The sequence below is a fragment of the Enhygromyxa salina genome (assembly GCF_000737335.2).
GTDB lineage: Bacteria > Myxococcota_A > Polyangia > Nannocystales > Nannocystaceae > Plesiocystis > Plesiocystis salina_C.
Genome location: NZ_JMCC02000125.1, coordinates 1 through 26,541 on the forward strand (window position 1 = coordinate 1; position 26,541 = coordinate 26,541).

The 26,541-nt window shown below is 66.2% G+C and carries 19 protein-coding genes and 2 CRISPR repeat arrays; of the genes, 16 read left to right on the plus strand and 3 right to left on the minus strand.

Annotated elements, in window-relative coordinates; translation table 11 throughout:
• The first annotated feature begins 207 nt into the window (after nucleotides 1-207).
• The 4 genes from DB30_RS35070 (at nucleotide 208) to DB30_RS35085 (ending at nucleotide 5,629) form a co-directional block, all read left to right on the plus strand.
• On the plus strand, nucleotides 208-777 hold the full coding sequence (locus tag DB30_RS35070; RefSeq protein ID WP_052557433.1) for an RNA polymerase sigma factor: 570 nt from the start codon (nucleotides 208-210) through the stop codon (nucleotides 775-777).
• Nucleotides 778-876: 99 nt separating this feature from the next.
• The gene (locus tag DB30_RS35075) at nucleotides 877-1,530 is read left to right on the plus strand and encodes an RNA polymerase sigma factor (RefSeq protein WP_146662030.1); all 654 of its coding nucleotides are present in this window, start codon (nucleotides 877-879) and stop codon (nucleotides 1,528-1,530) included.
• Between the two features lie 102 nt (nucleotides 1,531-1,632).
• On the plus strand, nucleotides 1,633-2,493 hold the full coding sequence (locus DB30_RS35080) for a hypothetical protein (protein WP_052557437.1): 861 nt from the start codon (nucleotides 1,633-1,635) through the stop codon (nucleotides 2,491-2,493).
• A gap of 647 nt (nucleotides 2,494-3,140) precedes the next feature.
• A CRISPR array of direct repeats spans nucleotides 3,141-4,363; the repeat unit is 36 nt; unit sequence CTCTCCGCCTTCGCATGAAGGCGGCCCCGTTGAAGC.
• A gap of 113 nt (nucleotides 4,364-4,476) precedes the next feature.
• Nucleotides 4,477-5,102: direct repeats of the CRISPR family, unit length 36 nt; unit sequence CTCTCCGCCTTCGCATGAAGGCGGCCCCGTTGAAGC.
• A 269-nt stretch (nucleotides 5,103-5,371) separates the two neighbouring features.
• A complete protein-coding gene (locus DB30_RS35085; protein WP_052557439.1) occupies nucleotides 5,372-5,629 on the plus strand; it encodes a hypothetical protein in 258 nt (85 codons plus the stop codon).
• 40 nt (nucleotides 5,630-5,669) lie between these two features.
• On the opposite strand, the gene DB30_RS35090 is transcribed toward DB30_RS35085, so the two are convergent.
• A complete protein-coding gene (locus DB30_RS35090; protein WP_146662032.1) occupies nucleotides 5,670-5,957 on the minus strand; it encodes a hypothetical protein in 288 nt (95 codons plus the stop codon).
• A gap of 61 nt (nucleotides 5,958-6,018) precedes the next feature.
• Here DB30_RS35090 and DB30_RS35095 point away from each other — a divergent pair, with 61 nt between their 5' ends.
• The 3 genes from DB30_RS35095 to DB30_RS35105 all read left to right on the plus strand — a co-directional run bounded on the left by DB30_RS35095 (nucleotide 6,019) and on the right by DB30_RS35105 (nucleotide 9,376).
• Entirely contained in the window at nucleotides 6,019-6,276 is a 258-nt protein-coding gene (locus DB30_RS35095; protein ID WP_052557443.1) for a hypothetical protein, read from the plus strand.
• Nucleotides 6,273-6,545 carry a hypothetical protein gene (locus DB30_RS35100; protein WP_052557445.1) on the plus strand — a complete coding sequence of 91 codons (273 nt, stop codon included), beginning with the start codon at nucleotides 6,273-6,275 and terminating at the stop codon, nucleotides 6,543-6,545. The genes DB30_RS35095 and DB30_RS35100 overlap by 4 nt, the downstream gene beginning before the upstream one ends.
• A 596-nt stretch (nucleotides 6,546-7,141) precedes the next feature.
• The gene (locus tag DB30_RS35105) at nucleotides 7,142-9,376 is read left to right on the plus strand and encodes a hypothetical protein (protein ID WP_146662034.1); all 2,235 of its coding nucleotides are present in this window, start codon (nucleotides 7,142-7,144) and stop codon (nucleotides 9,374-9,376) included.
• Between the two features lie 1,322 nt (nucleotides 9,377-10,698).
• Here DB30_RS35105 and DB30_RS35110 read toward each other — a convergent pair.
• Both DB30_RS35110 and DB30_RS35115 read right to left on the minus strand, forming a co-directional pair.
• Nucleotides 10,699-12,018 carry a Glu/Leu/Phe/Val dehydrogenase dimerization domain-containing protein gene (locus tag DB30_RS35110; RefSeq protein WP_052557452.1) on the minus strand — a complete coding sequence of 440 codons (1,320 nt, stop codon included), beginning with the start codon at nucleotides 12,016-12,018 and terminating at the stop codon, nucleotides 10,699-10,701.
• Nucleotides 12,015-13,184, minus strand: a complete 1,170-nt coding sequence (locus DB30_RS35115; RefSeq protein WP_052557453.1) for an LIC_10091 family protein — start codon at nucleotides 13,182-13,184, stop codon at nucleotides 12,015-12,017. Before DB30_RS35115 ends, DB30_RS35110 begins: the two co-directional genes overlap by 4 nt.
• Before the next feature lie 337 nt (nucleotides 13,185-13,521).
• On the opposite strand from DB30_RS35115, the gene DB30_RS35120 reads away from it, so the two are divergent.
• The 9 genes from DB30_RS35120 (at nucleotide 13,522) to dnaK (ending at nucleotide 26,461) form a co-directional block, all read left to right on the plus strand.
• Nucleotides 13,522-14,310 carry an ABC transporter ATP-binding protein gene (locus DB30_RS35120; protein WP_052557456.1) on the plus strand — a complete coding sequence of 263 codons (789 nt, stop codon included), beginning with the start codon at nucleotides 13,522-13,524 and terminating at the stop codon, nucleotides 14,308-14,310.
• Nucleotides 14,310-15,170, plus strand: coding sequence for an ABC transporter permease (locus DB30_RS35125; RefSeq protein WP_052557458.1), 861 nt, complete (start codon nucleotides 14,310-14,312; stop codon nucleotides 15,168-15,170). Before DB30_RS35120 ends, DB30_RS35125 begins: the two co-directional genes overlap by 1 nt.
• Nucleotides 15,171-15,172: 2 nt before the next feature.
• Nucleotides 15,173-17,161: a Gldg family protein gene (locus DB30_RS35130; RefSeq protein ID WP_052557460.1), complete on the plus strand. Its 1,989-nt coding sequence runs from the start codon at nucleotides 15,173-15,175 to the stop codon at nucleotides 17,159-17,161.
• The gene (locus DB30_RS35135) at nucleotides 17,161-18,528 is read left to right on the plus strand and encodes a DUF4340 domain-containing protein (protein ID WP_052557462.1); all 1,368 of its coding nucleotides are present in this window, start codon (nucleotides 17,161-17,163) and stop codon (nucleotides 18,526-18,528) included. Before DB30_RS35130 ends, DB30_RS35135 begins: the two co-directional genes overlap by 1 nt.
• 120 nt (nucleotides 18,529-18,648) lie before the next feature.
• Nucleotides 18,649-20,955: an APC family permease gene (locus tag DB30_RS35140; RefSeq protein ID WP_052557464.1), complete on the plus strand. Its 2,307-nt coding sequence runs from the start codon at nucleotides 18,649-18,651 to the stop codon at nucleotides 20,953-20,955.
• A gap of 15 nt (nucleotides 20,956-20,970) precedes the next feature.
• Complete coding sequence (locus DB30_RS35145) at nucleotides 20,971-21,915, plus strand: NAD(P)-dependent oxidoreductase (RefSeq protein WP_052557466.1); 945 nt, start codon at nucleotides 20,971-20,973, stop codon at nucleotides 21,913-21,915.
• Nucleotides 21,916-22,005: 90 nt separating this feature from the next.
• Nucleotides 22,006-22,965 (plus strand): tyrosine recombinase XerC, encoded by a 960-nt coding sequence (locus DB30_RS35150; RefSeq protein WP_146662037.1) that lies wholly within the window; start codon nucleotides 22,006-22,008, stop codon nucleotides 22,963-22,965.
• Between the two features lie 72 nt (nucleotides 22,966-23,037).
• Nucleotides 23,038-24,576, plus strand: a complete 1,539-nt coding sequence (locus DB30_RS35155) for a J domain-containing protein (RefSeq protein ID WP_052557470.1) — start codon at nucleotides 23,038-23,040, stop codon at nucleotides 24,574-24,576.
• 55 nt (nucleotides 24,577-24,631) lie between these two features.
• On the plus strand, nucleotides 24,632-26,461 hold the full coding sequence (dnaK, locus tag DB30_RS35160) for a molecular chaperone DnaK (RefSeq protein WP_052557472.1): 1,830 nt from the start codon (nucleotides 24,632-24,634) through the stop codon (nucleotides 26,459-26,461).
• Nucleotides 26,462-26,541: the final 80 nt, after the last annotated feature.

Here is a 26,541-nt window from a genome sequence, read left to right on the forward strand (position 1 = left end):
TCATCGAGACTTGGAAGATCCGCGATGTTTGGAAGATCGGCGGGATCGGGGAGTTCGTCGTCGTCGTCGTCGTCGCCCGCCGCCACTTCTTTACTGTAACGGCTGCGCCGCGGGTTCGGAATGTCCAGCGCAATTCGACAGGCCAAGACCTGCAAGAGTGTCCGTTCGGACAGTCAGCCGGCGAAGGACTCATGTACCCTGCGCGACGTGAAGCTCGACGATCTAGTCCGCAGGGCACAGGCGGGTGATCACGAGGCCCTGGGCGCGCTCATGACGTGGGCCAGCGATCAGCTGTGGGCGTTCTTTCGCAACAAGCGCTTCAACGAACAGGACGCTGCGGATCTGGTGCAGGACGCCAGCCTCATCCTCTTGCAAAAGATCCACGCGTTCGAGTCGGAGCACCCCGATTCGTTCGCGCGCTATCTCAGACGGGTGGCCAGCCTTCATGCGATGTCGAGCCGGCGCGAGGCCGCGCGCGCGTGGGGCCGGCGAGCCAAGCTCGACGCCCAGGTGAACTCACCCCCGCGCGGGCTGGCGTCGGGAGTTGAGGCCAAAGAGCGGCACGAGCTGCTGATCCGCTGTATGGCGCAGCTGCCAGACAAGTATCGGCGCGCGCTCGAGCACGAGTTTGAAGGCGGCGACAACGAGTCCTTCGCCCGCCGCGAAGGCATCTCGCTCAGCGCCGCTCGTACCCGTCGCTTTCGGGCCCACCAGCTGCTCGAGCAGCTCCTCGATGACGCGCGGCTCACCCCCGTGCAGTCAACGCCCAGCTATTGAGCCAGCTAGATACCAAGCAACGTGACTGCTCCTGCGCCCAGCAGGGCGGGTACGCATCGCCGCGGGCCCAGCCCGCGATGATGTTGGCCTGCGAGCTTGGTGAAGCGGCTCGCGACATGGCGGCGAGTCGTGCCATCAGGCCGCATGACGCTCCCCCAACTCGACGATCCGCTCGCAGAACCCCAGGCCCTGGCGCGGCGGGTGAGGGGGCTTGGTGATCCGAACAAAGCCGGCCCCCGGGCGCGGGTTGGGGATTCATGGCAGTTGCAGCTGACGCCGAAGGCGTTCGCGCGCGTCAATCGTGCGCTGGTTGCCTACTTCCTTCGCCGCGTACCGGAACAAGAACCCAACGATCTGGCGGCAGAGACATGGCTTGGCGTGGTCCGCTGGTACGCAGGCCGGTGCTCGTTGCGGGGCTTCGCGTTTCTCGTAGCGGAGAAGATCATCGTTGATGTGCTGTACCGAAAGCGCCGGCTCAGGACCTTGGAGCTGCGCGATGGCGATGAACCCGTCGCCAGTGGGCCCTCGCCGTATGACGTGTTGCGGCTGGTCGCCGATCACGACGCGCTCGACAGCGCCGTCGGGCAGGTGGACGAGGTCTATCGTGAGGTCGTGCGCTTGTCGCTGATTGGGCGAGGGAACGTGCAGATCGCCGCGGAGCTCGAGGTTCCGTACAATACCGTTCGCTCTCGGCTTTGGCGTGGCCGTGCGCAGGTGCTTGGTGCGGCGCGGGCTGAAATTGGTGTCGAGTAGCCGGATCGCGGGCCGGGTTTGTGTGTCGTATGTCAGCATCGGGACAGATCGCCACATTCATTTTATCTCGACACTCTGACACCAGCGTGTACTCTGCCCGGAATGGCAACAATGGATCCCTTCGCTAGTCTCGAGCTCACGCCATATCAAACCGCGCCGCAGCTCCCTCTGCAAACCCTCGTCGTGCTCAGCAACGCCCTGTCGTCGCGCATGCCTGACGATCCGCCGGCCTACATCGCGGCCGCCGAGCTCGCGATGCGCGAGGTCGTTGACGAGTCCGAGCAGGCAATGGTCATCCGTCTGCGGCAGACCAATGAAGTCTCCGTGAGCGCGGATCTCGAGCTCGACAACGCGATCGACGGCCTGTGGTCGCTGCTCCGCGATCGCCTGCGCGGCTGGGCCCGCTACGAGCGGCCGGGGCTCAATGTGCTCATGGAGGATGATGATCTCGTGGTCGACTTCGAAGCGGTGCGCGCCAAGGCTACGCGCGCGGGCGAGCTCAGCGTGCGGCTGTTTGGGGAGGGCTCGCTCGAGATGCTCAGTCGCTCGTATCCCGAGCAGTCGCAGCTGATGGCCAACCTGCTCGAGCTGATTGAGTCTGATGATCTCGCGGATGATCTGCTCGATCTTGGCGGTGAGGAGCTGCTGCCGATCATCCAGCGCTGCCAGGCGCTGTATGAGAGTATGGTGGACCGCCGCAGCGGGAAAGACACGACGTCCCGCGCGGATCTGCGGGTGCTTCGGTCCAAGCTGCAGCGTCGGATTGTTCGCTACAGCACGCTGGTGCTGACGATGCTCGATGAGTCCAAGCCCGCGACGCGGGAGCTGGTTGAAGCAGCGCTGCAGCCCATGATCACGCTGCGGCCGCAGCGGAGTGGGGCTGGGGCGGGGGATGGGGATGAGGCGGAGGACGAGGAGGGCGCCGAGGTCGCCGCGGGCGATGACGCGCCAGTTGACGGGTGAGTCGCTGACCGGATCGGGGCCCTGGCGCGGCTGATCGCTGCGCTGTGGGCCCTGGGTTGGGGTAGGGGGGTGTTTGAGGTAGGTCGGGGGGCCTTGGTGACGTCTTGGTTGACCTTGGGCGGGGTGCGGGGGGTCGGCGAGGGTGTGTCGGCTCGTGTTGGCGGGCCGGGGTGGGGGCTGCGGAGATGAGTCGGGGTAGTTTTGGGGTAGGGGGGGGTACCCCAAAACTAAGTTGGTTCATGTTGTTGGGGGGTGTTGGGGGTGCGGGTGACTGTGTTGACTCGTGTTCGAAGGGCGGTTGGGGGGTAGCGGGAGGAGTTGGGAGTGTGTGGGGGCGGGAGTCGGCTGTGCGCTTTTGTCTTTGGCCTGCCGCGACTGGCGCATGCTGTGTCTGAGGTTGGGTGATGTTCAGTATTGAGCTGGGTTGGTGTTCAGTGTAACTGTGGTGGCAGAGCTGCACGCGGGCTCTCGTGCAGCTAACTCCCGGTCTTGCGTGCATTGTGCGGAATTCGGGATGTTTTCCTGAGGGGAAACGCTGTTTGAAAAGTGGCTGGGGGAACATGAACAGCGGTAACCTGCGCGCGGTATCGCCCTGCGTGCAGGAGGGGGTGGATTGCGTAGTGATTCTGGTACGTTGCGAGCGTGCTCTCTCCGCCTTCGCATGAAGGCGGCCCCGTTGAAGCGAGGAATAGCCCAGGCGCTGGTCAGGGTTGATGAGGCTCTCCGCCTTCGCATGAAGGCGGCCCCGTTGAAGCGTTGATCAGGGCCAACTCATCCTCGCTTGCCCAGTCGAGCCTCTCCGCCTTCGCATGAAGGCGGCCCCGTTGAAGCACGAAGCTGGCGAAGTTGGCCAACGGTACAAAGTCGTCGCATCTCTCCGCCTTCGCATGAAGGCGGCCCCGTTGAAGCATGTAGGCGGCGACAGTCCGGTCTGTGCTCGGCTGCAGCTCTCCGCCTTCGCATGAAGGCGGCCCCGTTGAAGCCAGCCAGGCATCAACGGCAGCGATCGCCTTAGCTTGTATCACCTCTCCGCCTTCGCATGAAGGCGGCCCCGTTGAAGCCAAAACAGCTGCCCAGCGATGACCAGCATCATGATTACTCTCCGCCTTCGCATGAAGGCGGCCCCGTTGAAGCAGCGTCTCGACAGAGCGTGCCCAACCCCAGTCGATCGACACCTCTCCGCCTTCGCATGAAGGCGGCCCCGTTGAAGCTCGTGGCTCGTCGGCAGCGGAGAACTCGACCAGAGCCCGCTCTCCGCCTTCGCATGAAGGCGGCCCCGTTGAAGCCGATCGCTGGGCTTCGTTTTCCCCGGTTCCTGAACCTCTCCGCCTTCGCATGAAGGCGGCCCCGTTGAAGCTTCGAGTGCGATTTGCGCCCGACCACAACCTCGGTGGATCTCTCTCCGCCTTCGCATGAAGGCGGCCCCGTTGAAGCGGCGCGGGCCCCGTGCTCGCCGTGCTTCGATTCTGTGGCCCATCTCTCCGCCTTCGCATGAAGGCGGCCCCGTTGAAGCGCTTCCAGCACAGAGATCGTGTTGGCCAGGTCGGCCTCTCCGCCTTCGCATGAAGGCGGCCCCGTTGAAGCGGCATGATCGGGAGGGCAAAGCCAGCGGCTAACTTCTCTCCGCCTTCGCATGAAGGCGGCCCCGTTGAAGCACCCACAGAGGACCCAAGACCATGCACATCGGACAACTCTCCGCCTTCGCATGAAGGCGGCCCCGTTGAAGCGACAACTGGCGCAGCGCGGGCATCACCACCTGTTGCTCTCCGCCTTCGCATGAAGGCGGCCCCGTTGAAGCGATCAGCTGACGACCAAGCCGGATCGAGTCCGCGTCTCTCCGCCTTCGCATGAAGGCGGCCCCGTTGAAGCTGGATCAGGACCTCGTTTCCGGCCTCGAAGTGGTCAGCCTCTCCGCCTTCGCATGGGGCGGCCCCGTTGAAGCGCTTCAGCACCTCCTCGCCCGCGACTCCGTGGATGTCGGGGCTCTCCGCCTTCGCATGAAGGCGGCCCCGTTGAAGCCACGTCGACGAGAACGAGCAGGTGTTGACGGCGAGGGCCTCTCTCCGCCTTCGCCTGAAGGCGGCCCCGTTGAAGCCCCTCAAAATCACCTTCGTCGAGCGTCAGGAAATCCTGATCTCTCCGCCTTCGCATGAAGGTGGCCCCGTTGAAGCCTTGAGTCCGTCGCGCTCGGCCGTGGCGAACCGATACTCACCTCTCCGCCTTCGCATGAAGGCGGCCCCGTTGAAGCCGCAGCTACAAGCCCGGCGGCGACACGACCGACACCTCTCCGCCTTCGCATGAAGGCGGCCCCGTTGAAGCAGCAGGGTGCGAAATGTGTTGAGCATGGTCTTTGCTCTTCGCCTTCGCATGAAGGCGGCCCCGTTGAAGCGCGTTGACCCCCACCCATCGATCGCGGGTAGCGTCCTCGCTCTCCGCCTTCGCATGAAGGCGGCCCCGTTGAAGCAGCACCTTGCCGGACGCCAAGACCCGGACGCGGAGAGCCTCTCCGCCTTCGCCTGAAGGCGGCCCCGTTGAAGGAAGATCGGCGCGACCGATCAGCTGCTCGGGCAAGGCTCTCCGCCTTCGCCTGAAGGCGGCCCCGTTGGAGCCCGGGGCCCTCTCGCCTCTCCGCCTTCGGATGAAGGCGGCCCCGTTGAAGCGTCTCGCGTAGCTCGGTGAGCTCGGCGTCGTGCAGGATCTCTCCGCCTTCGGATGAAGGCGGCCCCACCCCGAGGCACGGCTAGAACCGCCCCAGAAGCCCCCGTGCTTCTGGTGTATCTGCCCTGCAAGCACGGCCCGGGTCCCACCCACGAGCACGTGCAGGACTTGCCGAGCGTCCGGGCCTGGCCCATGTGCGACAGGATCCTACCGTGGACCCATGTTCATCAAACCCACCATCCTCGCAATCCTCGCCGCTTGCGGCATCAACTCCAACCCGCCGGACGCGCCCGACGAGATCGAGCCCCCGGATGACCAGCAGATCGACCAACACTTCTGCTGTCAGTCCGTCAGCGCCAAGCCGTGGAGCGGCGAGGGCTGCGTCACTATCGCCGTGGAGCACATCAACACGTGCGCCAAGGTTCTCTACTGCCCCGGCAAGTGGATCAACGACGAGGGCGACGTCACATGCGAGTGAGCGAAGCCGGGCGCGCAGCAGCACTCACCACTCGCCATGCTCACCGGCTGCGCCCAGCCCAGCCCCCAGTCCTGCGCGCAGCCGGCCTCGCCACCGCCCCCACGATCCTCTTGGGTCGCGTGAGCGGTCCCTCGGCAGCCGCGAGCACCTCGAGGATCCGCTGGGCAGGCCGAGGTGTCGGGGCCGCCGGAGTGTGGACCTCGGCCTCGGCGAGCGCGAGCGCGGCCCCGGCTCCGGTCCGCAAGCACAGCTCGTGCGGCCCAGTCGACGCGGCGGCGCGATGCTCGACCGTCATCGTCAGTCGCTCGCCGCTGCGCCGTGTCAGCACGTGCAGGACTTGCCGAGCGTCCGGGCCTGCCCCACGTGCGACACGGCCCTAGCGTGGACCCATGTTCATCAAGCACACCATCCTCGCCATTCTCGCCGCTTGCGGCATCAACAACCCGGACGGGCCCGACGACAAGGAACTGCCGCCCCCGCCCCCCGATCCCAGCCACTACTTCTGCTGTCACACCGTCGACGCGGACAAGTTGACCGGCGAGGGCTGCGTAACCATCGGCGCCAACCAGGTCGACTCATGCGCGAGCGTGCTCCACTGCGCGAACACCTTCACCAAGATGGACGGCGAGGTCAAATGCGAGGGGTGAGCAGCAGCGCAGCGGTCACGCTCGCAATCCTCGCCGGCTGCGCCCAACCCAGCCCCCAGCCCTCACCACCCACGCCCACCACGCCCGACCACAGGCGCCACCCCGAGACCAGGCACGATCAACACTTCTGCTGTCAGTCCGTCAGCGCCAAGCCGTGGAGCGGCGAGGGCTGCGTCACTATCGCCGTGGAGCACATCAACACGTGCGCCAAGGTTCTCTACTGCCCCGGCAAGTGGATCAACGACGAGGGCGACGTCACATGCGAGTGAGCGAAGCCGGGCGCGCGGCAGCACTACATGCGAGTGAGCGTAGCCGGGCGCGCAGCAGCACTCACACTCGCCATGCTCACCGGCTGCGCCCAGTCCTGCGCGCAGCCGGCCTCGCCACCGCCCACACGTTCCTCTTGGAGAACGGGCAGTCGAGCATGGTCATCACCTCTCCGCCTACGCATGAAGGCAGCCCCGTTGAAGCGGCGAGCTGGACGAGATCGGTGGGCGCAGCTCGGCTTTCCGCCTTCGCATGCACGCGGCCTCGTAGACGCCACAGCCCAAGATCCGGTCCCAATCGAACGCGAGTCTGCACGGATGCGGCCAGCGTCGATGGCTCAATTCCGCGATCCAATTGCCAGCCAAATAAACCCTTGAGTTCCCGACGCCACGGTCATACGATAGCCCTGACACGGGTGCAGCATATACTGAGATGAGCCGTCGCTGCGCATATCTACGCAGGTTGTGGCCTATCTGGCGCCCGTAATCACGTTCCGCTAGACGAGGCCCGCATGAGATCCTCACGGTATTCTGGATTGAGCGTTCTGTTAGCCACATTAGCGCTAATGGCCTGTGCCCCAGATGAGGTCATTCCACCATTGGGTGAGTCTGGCGGCAGCGAGAGCGGGGATCCAGACCCACCGTTGCCGGGCGGCGACGACTGTGAAGAGAACTGGTACGCAATTGACGGCGCCCCTGTCCCCCAGGATCTGAACGGACCAGAGGCGTTCGGTGGCTCGCTGGCCAACCATCAAAGTCGGGTCGAATTCACAGCCCCAGCGAAGCAGCTCGACCCGGTCGTGCCTGCGCCGATCAATCCGGCGTTCGGCCACATGACCTTCGAGGCGTTCGCGGCGAGCTACGCCGAGCGGGTCGGCAACTACTGGTTTGTCGAAGGCGACCAGGCCATGACAGACGCCGATCTGCACGCGCTCTACGAAAGCCTGCACGAGCAGGCAAGCAAAGCCGCCAACCCGCCAGTCCCAACCGCGGCCGCCTACGCAGCAGCGGGCTTCGACGCCGCGTGGAGCTCGGGCCGCAAGCTCACCCTCACGTGGTGCGTCGGCTGGGTCCTGCCCTCATCGTCTGCCAACGAAGCGCTCCACGAAGAACACGTCGCGCTGCTGATCCAGACGATGGAGTGGGCCACGCGGGCGTGGGAGCGGGCCGGCGACGTCAACTTCGTTCACTTGGCGCAGTATGACAGCCCGGGGGCACAGGGTTCGGGCCAATGTCAGCCGGGCGAGAATGGCATACACTTTCGTGTGCGCACCGGACCAGAGTGTACGGGGGCTTGCGGGGGCCGGGCCTTCATCAAGGCGATCGCTCAATACGAGTTTGAAGACCCCGCCAACATCGATGGGGACGCCGAGATCGTGTTTGGACTGCAGCGCTTCTTCCATAACCAGGACGAGGCGCGCATCAACGCGTTGCACGAGCTGGGCCACGTGCTCGGCTTTACCCATGAGCATCTGCGCTGGCCCGAGGAGCAAGACCCCAACAGTGGCTGCAACGGCCTCGGTGAGATCCCCTGGCGGGGTCTGACCCCACCCGACAGAAGCTCTGTCATGGCCAACGAGTTCTGTGCCGGCGTCAACGACAACGTGCCGTGGCTCTCGGCGTGGGATCGGCTGGGCGCGTACTACCAGTACACGTGGGGACGGCGGCGTGCGTCGATGATGGGCGTGGTGAGCCAGGTCGACGACTATGCGTACGATGGCCTCGGGCAGACGGGGATCCTGTGGCAGACCAGCCGCAGCGCCCGCATGCAGCGCTGGTCGTCAACCGGGGCGCCCGGGCAGCCGATCCAATTCGCGGTGGAGGAGCTGTGCGCGGACGCGAGCGCGCCTCCGTGCATGGATGGTTTCGACAGCGAGGGGCGGGTGCGGCCAAGCCCGGCGCTGCTGAGCGGTGGCGCGATCGATCTAGACGTGCTGTTTCACGGGCCGGGGCCAGCGCTGGCGGACTCGTTGATGCTCAACGATGGCGCGGGGCTCGACCCGGTCAATCTGGATCTGGACTGGTTCTCGGTGCCGGTTGTCGGCAGCTTTGGGAGCGGGAACGGAGATCAGATCCTCTTGTACCAGCCCGGGCCCGAGCAGGACGCGCTGCTGGTGCTCGAGGATGGCGACATCGTCACGTACCCGATGGACTTTGCCGGGTACGCGTACCCGATCGCGGGGCGCTTCCGCGGGTTCGAGGGGGGACGGAACGATATCGTTTGGTACGATCCTCAGAATGACCAGGTCTCGACCTGGCGCTGGACGGGGCTCCCGGACTACGACTTTGCTGCGAACGGCCCTGCGGACACCACTGGGTCACTGGGTCTCGATGCGGCCATCGAATACACGCCGATCGTCGGCGATTTCAACGGCGACGCCATGGCAGACATACTCTGGTATTCCGCCGGCGACGGCGCGGACATCATGTGGTGGTCGGAGAGTAGCAGTATCGGCATTTTTTTCGCCGCCTCCAGTACGCAAGTCACTCACGACTATCGCCCGTTCGTCGGTGATTTCGACGGCAACGGTGTCGACGACATTCTCTGGTTTGCTCCCTATGGGGAGGTGGTTGGGGTGACATCCAAGATCTGGTACTTCGCCGAGAACCAGACTTACACGTCCCGCGTGCTGTCGACACGCAAGGACTACAGCCCCTACGTGGCCGACTTCGATGATGACGGCTGCTCCGACATTCTATGGTACAAGCCGGACGACCCGAGCCAAGGGAGCCCACTGTGGCGCTGTCTGCCGAACGAGGTCGATTTTGCTTGCGAACCACCGCTCACCACGCCGGTTGGGTCCTATCCCGTCGGCTTCGGAGGAGGATACTAATGCGAGGAAAAGTCTTGTTCGCGTTGAGCCTGCTGGTTGCGTGCGGCCCCCCTCGCGCGGACTCCGATTGCGACGGCATGTGCCAACCCGCCGGCCCCGAGTTTCCCGGCGTTGGAGAATGCAAAGAGGGCGTCTGCTCCCCCACCTTTGTTGAATGCTCCGCACAGAGCGACATTTCGACCTGTGCAGAGGCATGCGAGGCGCAAGGTACCACATGTGTCGCCAACGGCTGTGGAGGGTATACTTACCAACTTTACTATGACATCGGACTCTGTGAAAATTCCGGCGTGGTCGGTCTCACATTTGAACGCAAGTGTGACGAGCCGATCGACTGGCAGGTCAACGAGGCGGTCAAGTGTTGCTGCGAGCAGGAGTAGGAGCATCATGCTCGGCGGTGTCGCGTTGCACTCGCCGGCTGAGAGCTATCCCGTTGGCTTCGGAGGAGGATACTAATGCGAGGGAAGGTCTTGTTCGCGTTGAGCCTACTGGTTGCGTGCGGCCCTCCTCGCGCGGACTCCGACTGCGACGGAATGTGCCAACCCGCCGGCCCCGAGTTTCCCGGCGTTGGGGAATGCAAGGAAGGCGTCTGTACTCCGACCTACGCGGGCTGCTCCGCACAGAGCGACATTTCGACCTGCGCAGAGGCATGCGAGGCGCAAGGCACCACATGTGTCGCCAACGGCTGTGGAGGATATACGTACCAAATCTACTATGACATCGGGCTTTGTGAAAACTCGGGAGGGGCCGGTGTCGAAATCGAGCGCCAGTGTGACGAACCAATCGACTGGCAGGTCAATGAGGCCGTCAAGTGTTGCTGCGAGCAGGAGTAGGGCCATCATGCTCGGCGGTGTCGCATTGCACTCATTCTATCCCGCCGGCTTCGGAGGAGCATACTGATGCGAAGGGGAGTCGTGTTCGCGTTGACCATGCTGGTTGCGTGCGGCCCTCCTCCCGCGGACTCCGACTGCGACGGGATGTGTCAACCTGCCGGTCCGGAGTTCCCCGGCGTTGGCGAATGCATGGCCGGGGTTTGCACTCCGACCTACGCGGAATGCTCCGCCAAGAGTGAAATCTCGACCTGCGCCGAGGCATGTGAAGCACACGGAACCTCATGCGTAGCCAACGGATGCGGTGGCTATACGTATCGGCTCTACTATGACATCGGGCTTTGTGAAGACGCTGATCTGACGGGGCTCGAGATCGAGCGCGAGTGTGACGAACCAATCGATTGGCAGGTCAACGAAGCGGTCAAGTGTTGCTGCGAGCAGTAAGCCGCGACTGACCTCTCCGCCGCCAGGCGTCGCCCCAGCGGCGAGCCCCGCTCAGCCCGCCCAGCCGTCTGCCAGCAACCCGTCGATGATCGCCCGCCCACGGTGCCCCCAGATCGGATGCGGCTGCCGCCCCGCCTCGTCCGCCAGCTCGTTGGCAGCGGCCGCGGTGGTCATGCCACTCGTCTGGGCGTGCGCCAAGATCCGCTTGGTCACCACAAACACAGCGTTGTCCCAATCACGCGAGAAGTGCCGCTCGATCGCAGGATCCTTGTCCGGCCCGCCGATCTGCCCGTACTGCTCGTTCGCACAATTGACGATGCCCATCCGATTCGCCACGAAGTCGGGCACGTACACGATCCCGCGGGCGGCGAGGGCCTTGTCGTCGCGGCGGTCATCGAGCAGCTGGTTGTTGGCGGCGCCACACACGATCGGGGCCTGGATCATCGGGATCGTGGTTGGGTCGAGCACGCCGCCAAGGGCGTTGGGCGCGAGCACGTCGCAGGGCTCGGCGAAGATCGAGACATCACCGATCTCCGTGTGGCGCAGCTCGACGGGCGCTTTGGCGAAGCGCCGGCGCAGCAGCTCGCAGCGCTCGGCCGAGATCTCGGCCGCGATCACGCGCCCAACCCCGCGCCCAAGCAGCTCCTCGATCATGTACGTGGCGACGTTGCCGGCGCCCTGCATGGCGATCGTCTTGCCAGCGACCGAGCCGCGACCGCAGTGATCGAGGGCGGCCTCGATCGCACACACGACGCCCTTGGCGGTCGCAGGCGAGGGGTTGCCGCTGCCGCCCACGCTGGGCGGGACGCAGGTCGCGAAGCGAGTGGTCTCGAACACGGCGGCGAGGTCTTCGGGCTGGGTGCCCACGTCCTCGGCGGTGATGTAGACGCCGCGCAGCGAGGTCGTGAACGCGCCGTACTCGCGATACAGCGCGCGCCTGTAGCCCGGGTCGCGGGCCTGCTCCACGGACTGCCGGGCGATGATGCCCTTGCCGCCGCCCCACCACAGGCCGGCCAGCGCGTTCTTGCGGCTCATGCCCAGCGACAGACGCAGGCCGTCGCGCAGCAGCTCTTGGATCGTTGCGTAGGGCCACTGGCGCAGGCCGCCGGCCGCCTGCCCGCGCACGCTCGTGTGCACGGTCGCGGTCATCAGCGCGCCGGTCTCGGGCCCGACCGCCATGAACACGCCCTCGTGGCGGTGAAAGTCACGGGCGTCGCCAGCGAGCCAGGTTGCGACTTCGGCCAGCCACGGGTGGCTGGGGCGCACGCGGCCCTGCTCGTGATCCCAGGTCAAGCACGCGCGCCCGCCGGCTTCACGCAGCCGCGCGGTGAACTGCTCGGGGCTGCACTCGAGCAGCGCGGCCCCGCTCATTCTCCGGTCCCCGGGCTCGCGGACAGGGACGCATAATTGACCCGACTCAGGCCGCTGACCCCGTCTGGGTTGCGCTCGATCAGCTTGTCTTTGTCCGCGCCGTTGAGCATGCGGTTGCGGCGAGCGTTGTTGGGCTCGCCGACCCGGGCTTGATAGTCGGCGAGCGGCTGAACCTGGTAGTTCCACAGCGCGTCGGCGTGGACCCAGTCCTTGGAGTAGATCGTCCGCAGCACGATCGAGTCGTCGGCGCCCTGCAGGCCCCTGATGTTGGCCTGATACTGCGAGGTGTAGTCGTAGTACTCCTCGGCGTTTGACAGGTACAAGACCTTGACCGGGAGCCCGAGGCCCTTGGCGGCCTCGCCGATCGTGGCGAGCGTCGTGGGCCCGGTCAGGTCCCCAACCAGCATGCGCACGCGATCGCTGAGGTAGAGCTTGCGGATGTGCGCGTAGTAGTCGGGGTTGGACAGCCAGCTGGTGTTCTCGCCGTCGCGGTCGCGGACGATCACGTTCTCGAGGTGGCGAAACACGGTCTCGCGGGCGCCTCGCCAGCTGTTGACGCACTTACGCAGCTCGTCTTCGCTGAGCTGACCGGCGAGCGCCTCTTGGATCAGCGCGACCGATGCCTCTTCGTTGTCGCTGTCAAACCGATCGAGCAGGGTCTTGGGATCCTCGGACGCCTCGATCAAGACCTCGTAGACCCGGTGCAGCTCGGTCACGCGCCAGTCGAGATCCATCAAGAACACGAACTCGGACTTGGCCACGCCGATCAGCGTGTAGTTTTGATCCGCGGCGACGCCAACATAGATGCCGCGCTTGTTCTCGAGGTACGGAAACCACACGTCGTGACGGCGCTCGTTGGTCTTGACGTAGTGGATCGGCGTCTTGATCCGGGCCTCTTCGTCGCCGGCGAGCATGGTGCTGCGCTGGGCCTCTGTGACCGGGCCCCAGGGATCGGGGGGCGGCGCAGGCTTGGCTTGCGCGGCTGGGTCGGGCTCGGCGGGATCGGGCTCGGCGGCGTCTGGATCGGGCGCGTCGGCGGGCTCGCTTGGTTGATCTGTCGTCGGCGGTGGTTGGGCAGCGCCGTCGGACTCGGGCGGGGTGCCAGTGCACGCCGCCGTGAGGCCGAGCGCGAGCAGGCAGGGGAGGGGCCAGCGGGACCGCAGCATGGGGCGGAGTCTAAACATCTGCGTAGGCGGCCGCGAGCTTGCGTGGATCCCGGCTCGATGCGTTGGTTCACGCGCCGCGCCGGGTCACGGTAGATCTCGGTAGCGGGTCACAGGGCCCCGCCGCGGCGACTTTTTCGCGGGGGGGCGGGGCCGGGGAGCCGCCAGGCTTGAAGCCGTCGATAGTCTGGATTAGAACGCCTCCCGAGCTGTTCGCGGGCCCCGAGCATGTCCCGATGGACGATCTCGACCGCAACAGCGTTTCGTTTGGCGCCGGGGCCCCAGTTGACCCCCGTCGACCTATCGAACCCACCCATGTTCTCGACCCAATGAGCGAACCATGAGCACCTCATCCGCTCCAGTGACGATCCGCGCGAACGCGATCTCGAAAGTCTATGGCGACTTCGTGGCCGTTCACGGGCTGTCTTTCGCCGTCCGCAAGGGCACCGTCGCGGCTTTCCTTGGGCCCAACGGCGCGGGCAAGTCCACGACCATGAAGATGTTGACCGGCTACCTCGCGCCCAGCTCCGGCTCGGTCGAGGTCCTGGGCAAAGATCCCGGCGTCGCCGAGTCTCGCATCGAGCTCGCGCGGCGCCTTGGCTATCTGCCCGAGAATGGCCCGCTGTACCTCGACATGACCCCGCGCGAGCTCCTCGAGTTCTTCGCGCAGGTCCGCAAGCTCGGCGAGATCGACAAGGCGATCGACCGCGTGGTCCAGCAATGCGCGATCCAAGAGGTCCTGCACAAGCCGATCGGCAAGCTGTCCAAGGGCTTCCGGCAGCGGGTTGGCATGGCCCAGGCGCTGCTCTCGGATCCCGACGTGCTGATCCTCGACGAGCCCACCTCGGGCCTGGATCCCTTGCAGATCCGCGAGGTTCGCAAGCTGATCCGCGAGCTCGGTCAGCAAAAGACGATCTTGCTGTCCACCCACATCCTGCAAGAGGTCGAGGCCGTCGCCGACACGGTCATCATGGTCCACGAGGGCCGGCTGGTGTTCGACGGGACCGTCGCCGAGCTGCGCGAGGGCGATCAGACCCTCGAGCAGCGCTTCTACGCGCTGGCGGGGGGCTCCCAAGAGACCACCGCGAGCGCCACCGCGAGCACTACCAAGAAAGCGAAGGCCAACTGATGGGTATCGATTGGACCGTCATCCGGGCGATCGCCAAGCGCGAGCTCGGCAGCTACCTCGGCAACCCCGCCGGCTATGTGTTCTTGACGCTGTTCATCGCAGCGACCGGCGCCGGGGCGTTCTTGCAGCCGGGCTTCTTCGCCCGCAACCTCGCTGACCTCGCGCTGCTCAACAAGGTCATGCCGGCGATCCTGATGCTGTTCGTCCCAGCGGTGACCATGAACGTGTGGGCGGAAGAGCGCCGCCGCGGCACCGACGAACTGCTCTTGACCATGCCCGTGCGCGACATCGAGGTCGTGCTTGGCAAGTACCTGGGCGCGCTCGGGGTCTACACGATCGGCCTGGGCTTCGCGCTGGCCCACGTGGGTGTGCTCGCGCAGCTCGGCGATCCCGACAGCGGGCTGATGGCCTCGACCTACTTGGGCTACTGGCTGGTCGGGGTCGCGTTCGTCAGCGTGGGGCTGTTGGCTTCCATGTTCAGCAGCAACGCGACCGTCGCGTTCATCGTTGGCGCGGTCGGCTGCGCGGGCCTGGTGTTCGCCGGCTCCGCCCCCTGGGCCAGCGGCATCGTTGGCTGTGGGCTGATCGCCGGGGCCGCAACCCTGATCTGGGTGGCGGTTCAGGGCAACGCGGACTCGGCCGGCTACGTCGCCGTGGGCGGCGGCGTGCTCGCGCTGATCGTGTGGCTGACCGGCACCTTCGAGAGCTTCCAAGACACGTTTGGGCTGCTCGGCGTCGAGCGGCACTTCTACGGCTTCGGCGAGGGCATCGTGCGTCTGGGTGACGTCGTGTACTTCCTCGGGATCGCGGTCGTGCTCGTCTACCTCTGCACTTTCATGCTCGGGCGGAGGCACTGGTAACCATGAAACCTCGAATCCATAGCCTCGCGCGGCTGCTCGCGCTGGTCGTGATCGTCGGCTCGACGACCTACATGGCCCAGCGATCCAACGGTCGCGTCGATCTCACCAGCGAGGGTCTCTCGCAGATCACCCCGGACACCGAGACGCTGATCCGCAGCATCGGCGCCGAGGTCGAGAACGCAGAGGGCGAAACATCGCTGGTGCCCCCAGTCGTCGTCACGGCGTACATCTCAAAAGAGGTGCCGCGGCCCTACGTGCCGCTGCGCAGCCGGATGCTCAACATCCTGCGCGAGATGGAGGCCTCGGGCGGTCCAGGGCTCACGGTCCGGATCTACGAGCCCGGCCCGTTCTCCGAGGAGGCCCAAGAGGCGATCGAAAAGTACGGGATCGTGCCCCGGCCGCTGGTCAGCGCCGACGGCGGCAAGGTCGACACCATGCAGGTGTTCTTGGGCATGGCGTTCACCTCGGGTCCGCGCGAAGAGGTCGTGCCGTTCTTGGATCGCGGCCTGTCGGTCGAATACGAGATCGTCCGGGCGCTCGAGGTCGTGACCCAGCCCAAGAAGCGGGTCGTCGGGATCATCCGCGACGACACCAAGATCATGGGCGACTTCGACCTCCAGAGTCGCCGGCGGATCCCCCGCTGGCGCGTGGTCGACGAGCTCGAGAAGCAGTACGAGGTCCGCAGCCTCAACCCCGGCACGCCGATCCCGCCAGACGTCGACGTGCTGTTCATTCCGCAGGTCTCCAGCCTGTCGCAGCCGGGGCTCGACGTGGTCCAGGCGTACCTGCTCGCGGGGCGGCCGGCGCTGATCATCGCGGACCCCATGCCCTTCTTCAATCCCAAGCTCGCGCCCGGTCAGCCGATGATCGCGCCGCCCTCGCAGGGCGGCATGATGGGCGGCGGCGCGCCGGCCGAGGACAAGGGCAACTACCGGGCCCTGCTCGCGTCGATCGGCCTCGACTGGCCCGACGACCACGTGGCCTTCGACCTCGAGAACCCCGAGCCGCAGCTGGCCGAGGCGCCGCGCAGCATCGTGGTGTTGGGTCAGCGCGGGGGCCAGAGCCAGTTCGCGGGCGGCGACGTCAGCGTGGATGGCCTCGCGCAGATCGTGCTGTTGTTCGCTGGTGAGCTGCGCCCGCTTTCGGGCGCCGAGACCAGCGTCACGCCGGTGCTCACGACCGGCAGCAAGGGCGGCTGGGACCCGTTCGGGTCGTTCGTCGACGACAGCAACTTCTTGTTCGGGCTGCAGTTTCGCGGGGTCCCGCAGGACTACCACCAGCTCGCCGCGCAAGACGGGCTCGAGAACATGCAGCTCGGCGTTCGGGTGATGGGCGGCGGCGACTCCAGCCGCAAAGACATCAACGCGATTGTGCTGTCGGATCTCGACATGTTCGCGGACAGCTTCTTCAGCTTCCACGAGCGCGGCGGCGATCTCGACGGCGACGGCCTGATCGACATGCGCTTCGACAACGTCACGTTCTTGCTCAACGCGATCGACAGCCTGCTCGACGACCAGCGCTTCATCGAGCTGCGCAAGCGCCAACCGGAATTCCGTCGGCTGTCCGAGGTCGACGACATGACCAAGAAGGCCAACGAAGAGCGCCAGGCTCGGCTCAAGACCGCCAGCGAGGCGGCCGAGGCCAAGATCAAAGAGGCCCAGGCGTCGCTGGATCAGGCGGTCGCGGCGATCCGCGCCGAGACCGGCATTGACGACCGAACCAAGGAGATCAAGATCCGCGCGGCCGAAGAGGCCGAGAACCGGCGGCTGCAAGGTCAGACCGAGCAGATCGAGCGCGAGAAGGCCCAGGAGATCGACAAGATCAAGGCCGACCACGCGCGCAAGGTCGATGAAGTTCGTGACCGGATCCGGGTCGCCGCGATCCTGGTTCCACCGCTGCCCGCGATCTTGTTTGGGCTGCTGGTGTTCATACGCAAGCGTCGGCGCGAGAGCTCGACGATCCCCGAGAGCCGCAAGCGGAGGGACTCCTGATGACGCGAGGTACCGTGATCATGGGCGTGCTCGCCCTGTTGAGCTTCGCCGGCGCGATGAGCATGCGCCCGGTCGAGGTCGCCCCCCCCACCTTCGAAGACACCGGCGAGGCGCTGTTCCCCGAGTTCGTCGATCCGAACGCCGCGACCTTCTTGGAGGTCAAGGACTACGACGAAGAGTCCGCGCAGCTGACCAGCTTCTCGGTCAAGCTCGAGGACGGCAAGTGGGTCATCCCCAGCCACAACAACTACCCGGCCGACGGGACCGAGCAGATGGGCAAGGCCGCGGCCTCGTTCATCAGCGTGACCAAGGACGTGGTCCGCAGCGACGATCCCAAGGAGCACGCGGAGTTTGGCGTGGTCGACCCCGAGGACGAAGCCGCGGCCAAGGACTCGCGCGGGCGTCGGGTCACGATCAAGGACGCCTCGGGCACCACCTTGGTCGACGTGATCATCGGCAAGGATGTCCCCGAGCGGCAGGGCTTCAAGTTCGTGCGCTACCCGGGCGAGAACCGGGTCTACGCCGTGCAGCTCGATCCGCAGGTCTCGACCCAGTTCACCGACTGGATCGAGGATGACCTGCTGAAGATGGAGTCCGACGACATCGTCGCCGTGCTCAGCAACAGCTACAGCGTGGTCGAGGGCACGGACCCGGTCACCGGCGAGAAGACGACCAAGCTCGAGAACGACAACCCGATGTACTTCGAGCTGTCCGACTCGGGGGCGTTCGGGCCCGACGGGCAGCCTTCGGTCGAGTGGGCTCCGGCCGCGCCGCCCGTGTTTGGGCCTGATGGCGCGCGGATCGACCCGGCGACCTGGGAAGGGGAGGAGCCGCTGCCCCAGCCGGCCGCGGCACCCGAGGGCAAGGAGCTCAACCCAACCAAGGTCAAGCAGATCGTCGGCGCCTCGGATCGCATGAAGATCGTCGGCGTGCGGCCCCGCGCCGCCCGGCTCGATCCCTTCGAGATGAAGTCGAAGGGCTTCTTCTTGGTCGGTGAGCCGCCGCGCTTGTCGCTGCTTGGCAACGAGGGCGAAGTTCACCTGATCTCGAATGATGGCGTCATCTACACGCTGTTCTTTGGTGAGGTGACCTACGCAACCGGTGAGGCGTTGAGCGCCGGCGGGGAAGAGGACGCGGTCGAAGAGGGCGAGGACGCGTCGCGGGCCAACCGCTACATGTTCGTCAACGTTGGCTACGACGCGCGCCGGGATCAGGGCGCCCCTTCCGTCGATGGGGAGCCACGCGGCGAGGCCCGGGCCCAGATGCTCGCCGAGCGGTTTGAGCGGTGGTACTACGTGATCCAGGACTCCAGCTTCGTCCAGGTTCACAAGGTCCCCGACGACTTCTGGCGTGACGTCAAAGAGTAGCGGCGCCACCCGGTCCGCGGACCGCTGCTAGAGCTGAACACGGCGTTCACTCGGATGACCAATCCGGGGGGGCGCCGTGGTCTTGTCTGGGCCGGGTGGGTCGTGCATACAGCGCTCGAAATGAGCGAGAACGGGGCCAGCGAAGCGCCTGCGGATTCAGCCGTTGGGGATCCCTCCGATGAGTCGGCGGCTGCGTCCGGCGACACCCCAGCGTCCGCGGCTCCCGCTGGCTCGAGCGCGGGATCGTCACCCGGAGGTGCGGTCGAGGCCGTCCCGCATCAACTGAGCTGGCGCGAGGGCCTGTACTTGGTCGGGCCGGACCCGCTGACCTCGCCGTACTACAGCTCGGGCGCCTTGATCGGGGCGGGGATCGGCTACGCGACCCCGCTGTTTCAGATCGGCCTGTACCTGCTGTTGTTCTTGCTCGCGCCGCTCTACGTCGAGGCGGTGCTGCTGACCCTCAGCAACGGCGGCACCTACGTGATGACCCGCTACGCGCTGGGTCACCTCGGCAAGCTGGCGATCTTGGCCGCGGCGATGGTCGGGATCGTGATCAGCTTCTCGTACGTGGCCACCGCGATCGTCAGCCTGCTGGCCTACTCGGACTACTTGTATTCGCTGGTGGCCGAGGCCTCGGGCCCGCGCACGCTGATGGCCATGGGCCTGTCGATGATCCCTTCGATCGGCTTTGGCGTGTGGGTGATGCCAAGCCAGTGGCGTCGGGTGGTGATCTCGGTGAGCGTGACGGCGCTGATCGGTCTGATGCTCAGCGCCGTGATGAGCGCGACGGCGGTGATCATGCTGCCCCCGCTGGTGATGCTGTTCATCCTCAACAACCAGGGGCTCAAAGAGAGCATCCAGGTCAGCAAGACCATCTTCTTGATCAACCTCGTGGTCATGGGGATCACAATCGTGATCTGCCTGGTCTACCTGATGATCAACGGCGCGGACTTTAGCCGGTTCATGGACGGCGCCGCGCTGCCGAAGGCCGTGGTCGCGGCCGCCGAGGCAGGCGGGCAGGGTGACACCCACGAGCACCACGGCCTGATCCACGATCTGCCGGGCTTCTATCAGCTGCTGCGGCTTGGCGCGCCCGTGATCCTCGCCGGCGCGGGCGTGTCGATCTTGGGGGCGTCGGGGGTCGAGTCGGTGATGAACATCCCCGAAGAGCTGGCCTCGCCGCGCCGTGATGTCGCCAAGATCTATCGTTGGATGTTGTCCTTGCTGCTGGGGATCGGCGGCTCGCTCAGCATCTTGTTGTTCTTGGTCCTCAGCCCCCAGCAGCTGACTGGGAGCTCGAGCTATCTGCTCGCGGTGCTCGGGCAGGAGGGCTTCCTGGGCGTGTTTGGCTCGTCGGGACTGGCGAATCTGTGGAAGATCGTGATCGTCGCCAACGCGGCGCTGATGCTGATCGGCGCGTGTAACACCGGGTTCGCGGGGGCCCGGGGCCTGTGGCAGACGATGGCGCGCGACAGCCTGCTGCCCCGGATGATCCTGGATCCCAACGAGCGCGGGGCGTTCTCGCGGATCCACTGGATGATGCTGGTTGCGATCTTGTTGCTGGCGATTCAGGGCGACTGGGATCTGTCGAAGCTCGAGCGCTGGTATGGGGTGACCTTTGGCCTGGTGCTGTTCTCGGGCGTGATCGCGTTCATCTTGTTGCGCAAATTCAGGGCCGAGGATCGTCGGATCTACCGGGCGCCCTTCAACCTGACGATCGGTGGCACCAAGGTGCCCGTCGCGGCGCTGATCGGCCTGGTTGTGCTCGGCTACGCGCTGATGAGCATGTACATCAGCTACAGCGGCGAGATCGGTGAGCTGCGCACGCTCGTCGGGATCGTCATGGCGGGCGTGGTCGGGGTGATTTTGCTCTACAACCATCGGCCTTTGATGCGCGCCATGCATAGCTACTATCGGCGGGTGATCGAGACAGTCGAGTCGACAGCGATCGAGACCGAGGATCGCACGGTGGTCGTCGCGGTCGGCAGCGTGCGGATCGGTCGGCTGATCGAAAACGCGATCGCGCTGGCCAAGATGCAGAGCAAGACCACCGGGATCCCGTACCGGCAGCTGGTCGTGTTCCACATGAGCTCGGCGGTCACCGGCGAGCACGTCTACGAGATCAACCGCTCGACGATCCGCCCGGCCAAGCTGGCAAACGGCGCTGTTCGGATCTTCACGAAGCTGACCGAGGTCGCGCCCGCGGACATGCGCGTGTACCTGGCGATCGTGCCGCCAATTACGCCCGGCGGCTCCGACCACCTGAGCGCCGCGCTCGACACCCTCGTGGACTTCCACAATCGCCACAACTTCACCGGGCACATGGTGTTGGTCGGTACCCACGGGGTGAAGCACGAGGAGTACGAGCGCTTGCAGCAGCGGCTCGATGGCTCAACCTTGATCCCCGTGCCGCTCTACGGCGAGTGACGTACCCTGTCGCGCATGAGCAGCATCGCGTTCTTGGGGCTCGGAACGATGGGGGCGGGCATGGTCCGCAACCTCGTCGCTGCGGGTCGCGAGGTGATCGTCTGGAACCGCACTCGTGCCCGCGCGCAAGCTGTGGTCGATGAGCTGGCCGCCAACGCAGGCCCGGCAGCGCCACCTTGCGAGATCGCGGCGCACCCGATCGAAGCCGCGCGCGCGGCCGAGACCGTGATCTTGTGTGTCAGCGGCGACGAGGCCGTGCACGAGCTGGTGTTTGGCGCGCAAGGCATCTTGCCTGGGCTGTCCAAGGGCGACTTGCTGATCGACTGCGGGACGACCAGCCAAGCGCTCACGCGATCGCTGGAGCTGGCCTGCGCGGAGCGTCGGGTTGGGTGCTTGGACGCGCCGATCACTGGCAGCAAGCTGGGCGCCGCGGGCGGGCGGCTGACCTTCATGGTGGGTGGTCCAACCCCGCTGTTCGAGCGCGCGGTGCCGCTGTTCGAGATCATGGGCCGTCACCACGTGCACGTTGGCGAGCGGGTCGGGCAGGGCCAGGCCGCGAAGTACTGTCTCAACATGGCGCAGGCCGTGATGCTGCAAGGTCTGCTCGAGGGCTACACGCTCGCCAAGCTGCTCGACGTGCCGGTCGCCAAGATGGCGGAGATCTACGAGCACAGCGCGGCCCAGAGCGGGATCGGTGGGTTCAAGACCCCGTACCTGCAAGCCGGCGACTACGCGCCGCACTTTCGTCTGGACCTGATGCACAAGGATCTGCACCTCGCGCTCGAGGAGGCCGAGCGTCGCCGCGTGCCGCTGGCGACCGCAAGCACCGTGCGTGGAATCTACGATCAGGCGGTCGCAGAAGGGCTCGGGCCGCAGGACTTCTTGGCGGTCGCAACCCTGCTCGAGCGCTGGGCTCGGCTCGAGCTGCGCGATCCCGGCGAGTCGACCCCGCGCTCGTAGTACGAGCCGACAGGCGAGCGTTTGGGGTGAGCGAAGGGGGCTCTCAGCGATTTTTTGGCGCGTCGAAGTGTTGGGGTGATCATCCATGGGATGCGTTCGGCCCTCGCCAGCTTCATGGTCTACCTGCAGACCGAGCGCCGGCTGTCGGCGCACACCCAGGTCGCTTATCGCCGCGACGTCGAGGCCTTCATCGACAGCGTGGAGACCCGCCGCGCACGGCCTGCGAGGCTGTCCGATCTCGGCGTGCGCGAGGTCAGGGCCCACCTCGCCGAGCTCCACGGCAAGCTCGCGGCCAGCTCGATCGGTCGCAAGCTGTCGGCGCTGCGTAGCTTCGGTGAGTTCTGTCGGCGCGAGGGGCTGGTCGAGGAGAACGCGGTCGCGTTGATCCGGCGGCCGAAGCTCGGCAACAAGCTGCCGGTCGCGCTGCCCGTCGAAGACATCGGGCAGATGATCGACGCGCCGCAGCGCGAAGGGGCGGTGGGTCTGCGCGACCGTGCGCTGCTCGAGGTGCTGTACGGCGCTGGCCTGCGCGTCTCGGAGGCCGTCGGGCTCGACCTCGAGGATCTGCGCCGCGAGGGGCAGCGGCTGACGGTGCGAGTTCGTTCAGGCAAGGGCGGAAAGCAGCGCGTCGTCCCGCTTGGGCGCAAGGCCGCCGAGGCGCTCGACGCCTGGCTCGCCGCGCGGACCGACCTGATGAACGCCCGCAGCCCAGCGCAGGCCGTGTTTCTTGGGACCCGTGGCGGGCGGCTGGGTTCGCGTGTCGCCCGTGAGCTGGTTTACAAGCGCTGCGAAGCGACCGGCGCGAGGGCGGTGGTGGGACCCCACGGGTTGCGTCACAGCTTCGCGTCTCACTTGCTGCAGAGTGGGTGTGACCTGCGGACCATCCAGTCCATGCTTGGCCACGCGAGCTTGTCGACGACCCAGCGCTACACCCATCTCGACATGGGGCGGCTGTTCGAGCTCTATGAACAGGCCCATCCGCGCGCGAGCTTGCCGGGTGCTGGTGGATCCGCGCGGGGCAAGCTCCAGACCCCCGGTGACCGGGACTGACCAGCGGGCGACCGCCGACGGCTCTTGCAGATTCGTTGGTCGAGCCGCGCGGCCTGGGATAACCTGAACGCAATGGGCCTCGAAGTCGACGCGCGGTTGGTCGTGAACCGCGACGTCGATCTGCGCAAGTTGCCGCTCACGCCCCTCGAATTCTTCATTTATAGCCGCGTGGAGGCGCTTGCGGGCGCGGAGGCGCCAACGGTTGGGGACGTCGTGGCCGCCAGCGGACAGCCCGGCGAGGCCGCCCGGGCGGCGCTGCAAAAGCTGTTGGACTATGGCGTGCTCTCGTCCGCGGACGCGCCCGCGCCCGTCCAGACCCCGGACACGGAGCCCAGCCGCAGCGGCGGCAGCTTGCGCGCGCGAGCCCGCACCCGTCGTCGCGATCTGCTCGAGGCCCAGATGCGAATGGCGCAAGAGGCCGCCGAGCGGACGGAGGCTGGCCGTGACGACTCTGGCGCGACGGGTGACGAGCCGTCGCTGCCAACCCCCCACAAGGCCAGCAACGCGTACAGGGCCGCGGACTCGGGGATCCACGCGATGCTTCAGGATGTCACGCCGGTCGGAGATGCGGATCCGCGGCTGCAGCCCGACGCCAAGGTCGACCTCGATCGCCAGCGGCGCCTGCTTGCCTTGCGTGATCGCCTGCGTCACATCGGACACTTCGAGCTGCTCGGCATCGAGCCGGTCGACGACATCAAGGCGATCCGCCGCGCCTATCACGTGGTCAGCCGCGAGTTCCACCCGGACTCGTTCTACGGGCAGAACCTCGGGGGCTTCCGCGGGGTGCTCGACGATCTGTTCCGCCGCGCGCGGGCTTCGTACGAGATCCTGCTCGATGACGAGCAGCGCAAGCCGCTGGTCAACGCCCACCTCGCCCAGGTCCACGCCCAGCAGGCTCGCCGCGATCGGGTCGCGGCCGAGGCCCAAGCCGCAGCTGACGCCGCCGCAGATCGGGCCCGCGTCGAAGCCGAGGCACGCGCAGCCGAGGCTGCAAAGCTGGAAGCGGCGGCGCGAAAACAGCGCGATCAGGATCGGCAAGCGCGAATTCGAGATCGTGCGCTGTCCGTCCGTCGCAAGCACGCCGCGAAGCAGGCAGCGCAAGCCCACAAGGAGCGCGAGGTCGGCCGGCATGGGACCGCTGCAACGCTGTTCAGGTTGGCCCACGATCAAGACCCGACCCACGGCGAGTACGAGCAGCTGTGGCGAGACAGCCTCACGATCGCTCGCCAACAGCGAGCGGACGCCAGCTACGAGCAGGGGGTCGCCGCGCGCCGGGCTGGCCGTCCGCAGGAGGCCGCTCACCACCTCGCTCGGGCCGCGGAGGTTCATCCGTCGCTCAGAAATCTGGCCTCGGCCGCCTCCGCGGTGGCTGAGGTCAATCCAGCACGGGCGCGCGAATTTGCGATCACCGCGCTCGAGATCATGCAGCAGGCTCGAGCGCACGGTGAGCAACTCGAGGATCAGGCGCGCGGCGAGGCCCACCTGGCCTGTGCGACGGCGTTCTTGGCTGCCGGGCAGACCGCGACCGCCAAAGAGCAGGCCGAGGAGGCCCACAAGCTCGCGCCCAGCCAGCAAACGCGCGCCCTTCTCAATTCACTCAAACTGACCTAGCCTGGGTCGATTGTGCAGTGCCCGGAGCCCTGCACCGAAGGCAGTACGGATCCGCATGGAGAACGTCGTTGGCATCGATCTCGGCACCTCGAACTCGGTCGTGGCGATCGTCGAAGACGGCGTCCCCACGGTCATCCCCAACAAGGGCGGGTACAAGACCACGCCCTCGATGGTGGCGATCTCCGAGAGCAGCAAGCGCCTCGTCGGCCACATCGCCAAGCGCCAGGCGGTGACCAACTCGGTCAACACGGTCTACGCCGCCAAGCGCTTGATCGGCCGCAAGTGGGACTCGCCGGCCGTGCGCGCGGTTCAGCAGTCGTGCCCCTACTCGATCGTAGAGGGCCCCCACGGCGACGTGCGGATCGTCTTGCGCGATCAGGTCTACAGCATCTCCGAGGTCAGCGCCTTCATCTTGCAGGAGCTCAAGATGGTCGCCGAGCAGTACCTTGGCGGCCAGGTCGAGAAGGCCGTGATCACGGTCCCGGCCTACTTCAACGACAACCAGCGGCAAGCGACCAAGGACGCCGGTCGCATCGCTGGTCTCGACGTGATCCGCATCATCAACGAGCCCACCGCGGCCGCGCTCGCGTACGGGTTTGGCAAGGACTTCGAGCGCCGGGTCGCCGTCTATGACCTCGGCGGCGGCACCTTCGACGTGTCGATCCTCGACATCGGCAACGGCGTGTTCGAGGTGGTCTCGACCGCGGGCGACACCTTCTTGGGCGGCGAGGACTTCGACGTCCGGGTCATGAACTGGCTGATCCAGGTGTTCCAAGAGCGCAGCGGCGTGGACATCCGCGACGATCGAATGTCGCTGCAGCGCCTGCGCGACGCGGCCGAGAAGGCCCGCTGCGAGCTGTCGACCGTGCGCGAGACGCTGATCGACTTGCCGTTCTTGTACACGACCGCGAGCGGTGAGACCCACCACCTGCAAGAGAACCTCAGCCGCGATCAGCTCGAGGACCTCACCCGTGACCTCGTTGACCGCACCATCGCGATCTGCGAGCGCACCCTGAGCGAAGCCAGCGTGGACCGCAGCGAGATCGACGACGTGATCCTCGTCGGTGGCATGACCCGCATGCCCCTGGTCCAGCGCAGCGTGGCCGAGTTCTTTCAGCTCGAGCCATGCAAGGGCGTGCACCCCGATGAGGTCGTGGGCCTTGGCGCGGCGATCCAAGCCGCGGCGCTCGTCGACGATCAGCAGGATCTGCTGCTGCTCGACGTGACCCCGCACAGCCTGGGGATCATGGTTCACGGCGGCGCCTTCCACCGCCTGATCACCCAGAACACCACGGTCCCGACCAGCGCCGCGCACATCTTCACCACGGTCCGCAACGATCAGACCTCGGTCAAAATCCTGGTGCTGCAGGGCGAGAGCGACGACGCCACCCAAAACGAACTGCTCGGCGAGTTCATCTTGTCGGGCCTGCGCCAGGCCCCCAAGGGCCAGGTCGAGGTCAAGGTGACCTTCTCGATCTCGGCTGATGGCATCGTGTCTGTCGCCGCCCAGGATCTCGACACCGGTCGCGAACAATCGATCACCGTGACCGCGACCTCGGGCCTGACCGAAGAAGAGCTGCAGCGACTCGTCGAGCAGAGCCAGGGCTACATGGTCGAGGTCCGCGCCAGCGAAGAGTTCGAGCGCGAGCGGCAGAAGGTCGACGGGCTGATGGCCGAAGTCCGCGAGCTGTTCCCGCAGGTCGAGGGCATCATGAGCGGCACCAGCTTCGGCCGCGACGCGATCGCCAAGGCCGAGGCCGTGCTCGAGCGGGCCAAGACCGAGCGGGCCGGCAACGACCTACGCTCGCTCGGCGAGGTCGCCGAGAGCCTCGAGCGCACGCTCAACATGTTCCGCGGCGTCGTCACCAAGACCAACCTTTCCTAAGACCCCCACATACAGCTCGAGACTGCGCCGACTGCAGCCGCTGGCGCGTCTGGTCGCTTCGCTCCTCGGGGCCGTTTGTT

Bases quoted from the DNA above. Each gene is read 5' to 3' on its own strand.
- DB30_RS35150 (WP_146662037.1), top strand. From the start codon at position 22,006: ATGCGTTCGGCCCTCGCCAGCTTCATGGTCTACCTGCAGACCGAGCGC.
- DB30_RS35135 (WP_052557462.1), top strand. From the start codon at position 17,161: ATGACGCGAGGTACCGTGATCATGGGCGTGCTCGCCCTGTTGAGCTTC.
- DB30_RS35130 (WP_052557460.1), top strand. From the start codon at position 15,173: ATGAAACCTCGAATCCATAGCCTCGCGCGGCTGCTCGCGCTGGTCGTG.
- DB30_RS35115 (WP_052557453.1), bottom strand. From the start codon at position 13,184: ATGCTGCGGTCCCGCTGGCCCCTCCCCTGCCTGCTCGCGCTCGGCCTC.
- DB30_RS35110 (WP_052557452.1), bottom strand. From the start codon at position 12,018: ATGAGCGGGGCCGCGCTGCTCGAGTGCAGCCCCGAGCAGTTCACCGCG.
- DB30_RS35095 (WP_052557443.1), top strand. From the start codon at position 6,019: ATGTTCATCAAGCACACCATCCTCGCCATTCTCGCCGCTTGCGGCATC.
- DB30_RS35120 (WP_052557456.1), top strand. From the start codon at position 13,522: ATGAGCACCTCATCCGCTCCAGTGACGATCCGCGCGAACGCGATCTCG.
- dnaK (WP_052557472.1), top strand. From the start codon at position 24,632: ATGGAGAACGTCGTTGGCATCGATCTCGGCACCTCGAACTCGGTCGTG.
- DB30_RS35145 (WP_052557466.1), top strand. From the start codon at position 20,971: ATGAGCAGCATCGCGTTCTTGGGGCTCGGAACGATGGGGGCGGGCATG.
- DB30_RS35140 (WP_052557464.1), top strand. From the start codon at position 18,649: ATGAGCGAGAACGGGGCCAGCGAAGCGCCTGCGGATTCAGCCGTTGGG.
- DB30_RS35125 (WP_052557458.1), top strand. From the start codon at position 14,310: ATGGGTATCGATTGGACCGTCATCCGGGCGATCGCCAAGCGCGAGCTC.
- DB30_RS35080 (WP_052557437.1), top strand. From the start codon at position 1,633: ATGGCAACAATGGATCCCTTCGCTAGTCTCGAGCTCACGCCATATCAA.
- DB30_RS35155 (WP_052557470.1), top strand. From the start codon at position 23,038: ATGGGCCTCGAAGTCGACGCGCGGTTGGTCGTGAACCGCGACGTCGAT.
- DB30_RS35085 (WP_052557439.1), top strand. From the start codon at position 5,372: ATGTTCATCAAACCCACCATCCTCGCAATCCTCGCCGCTTGCGGCATC.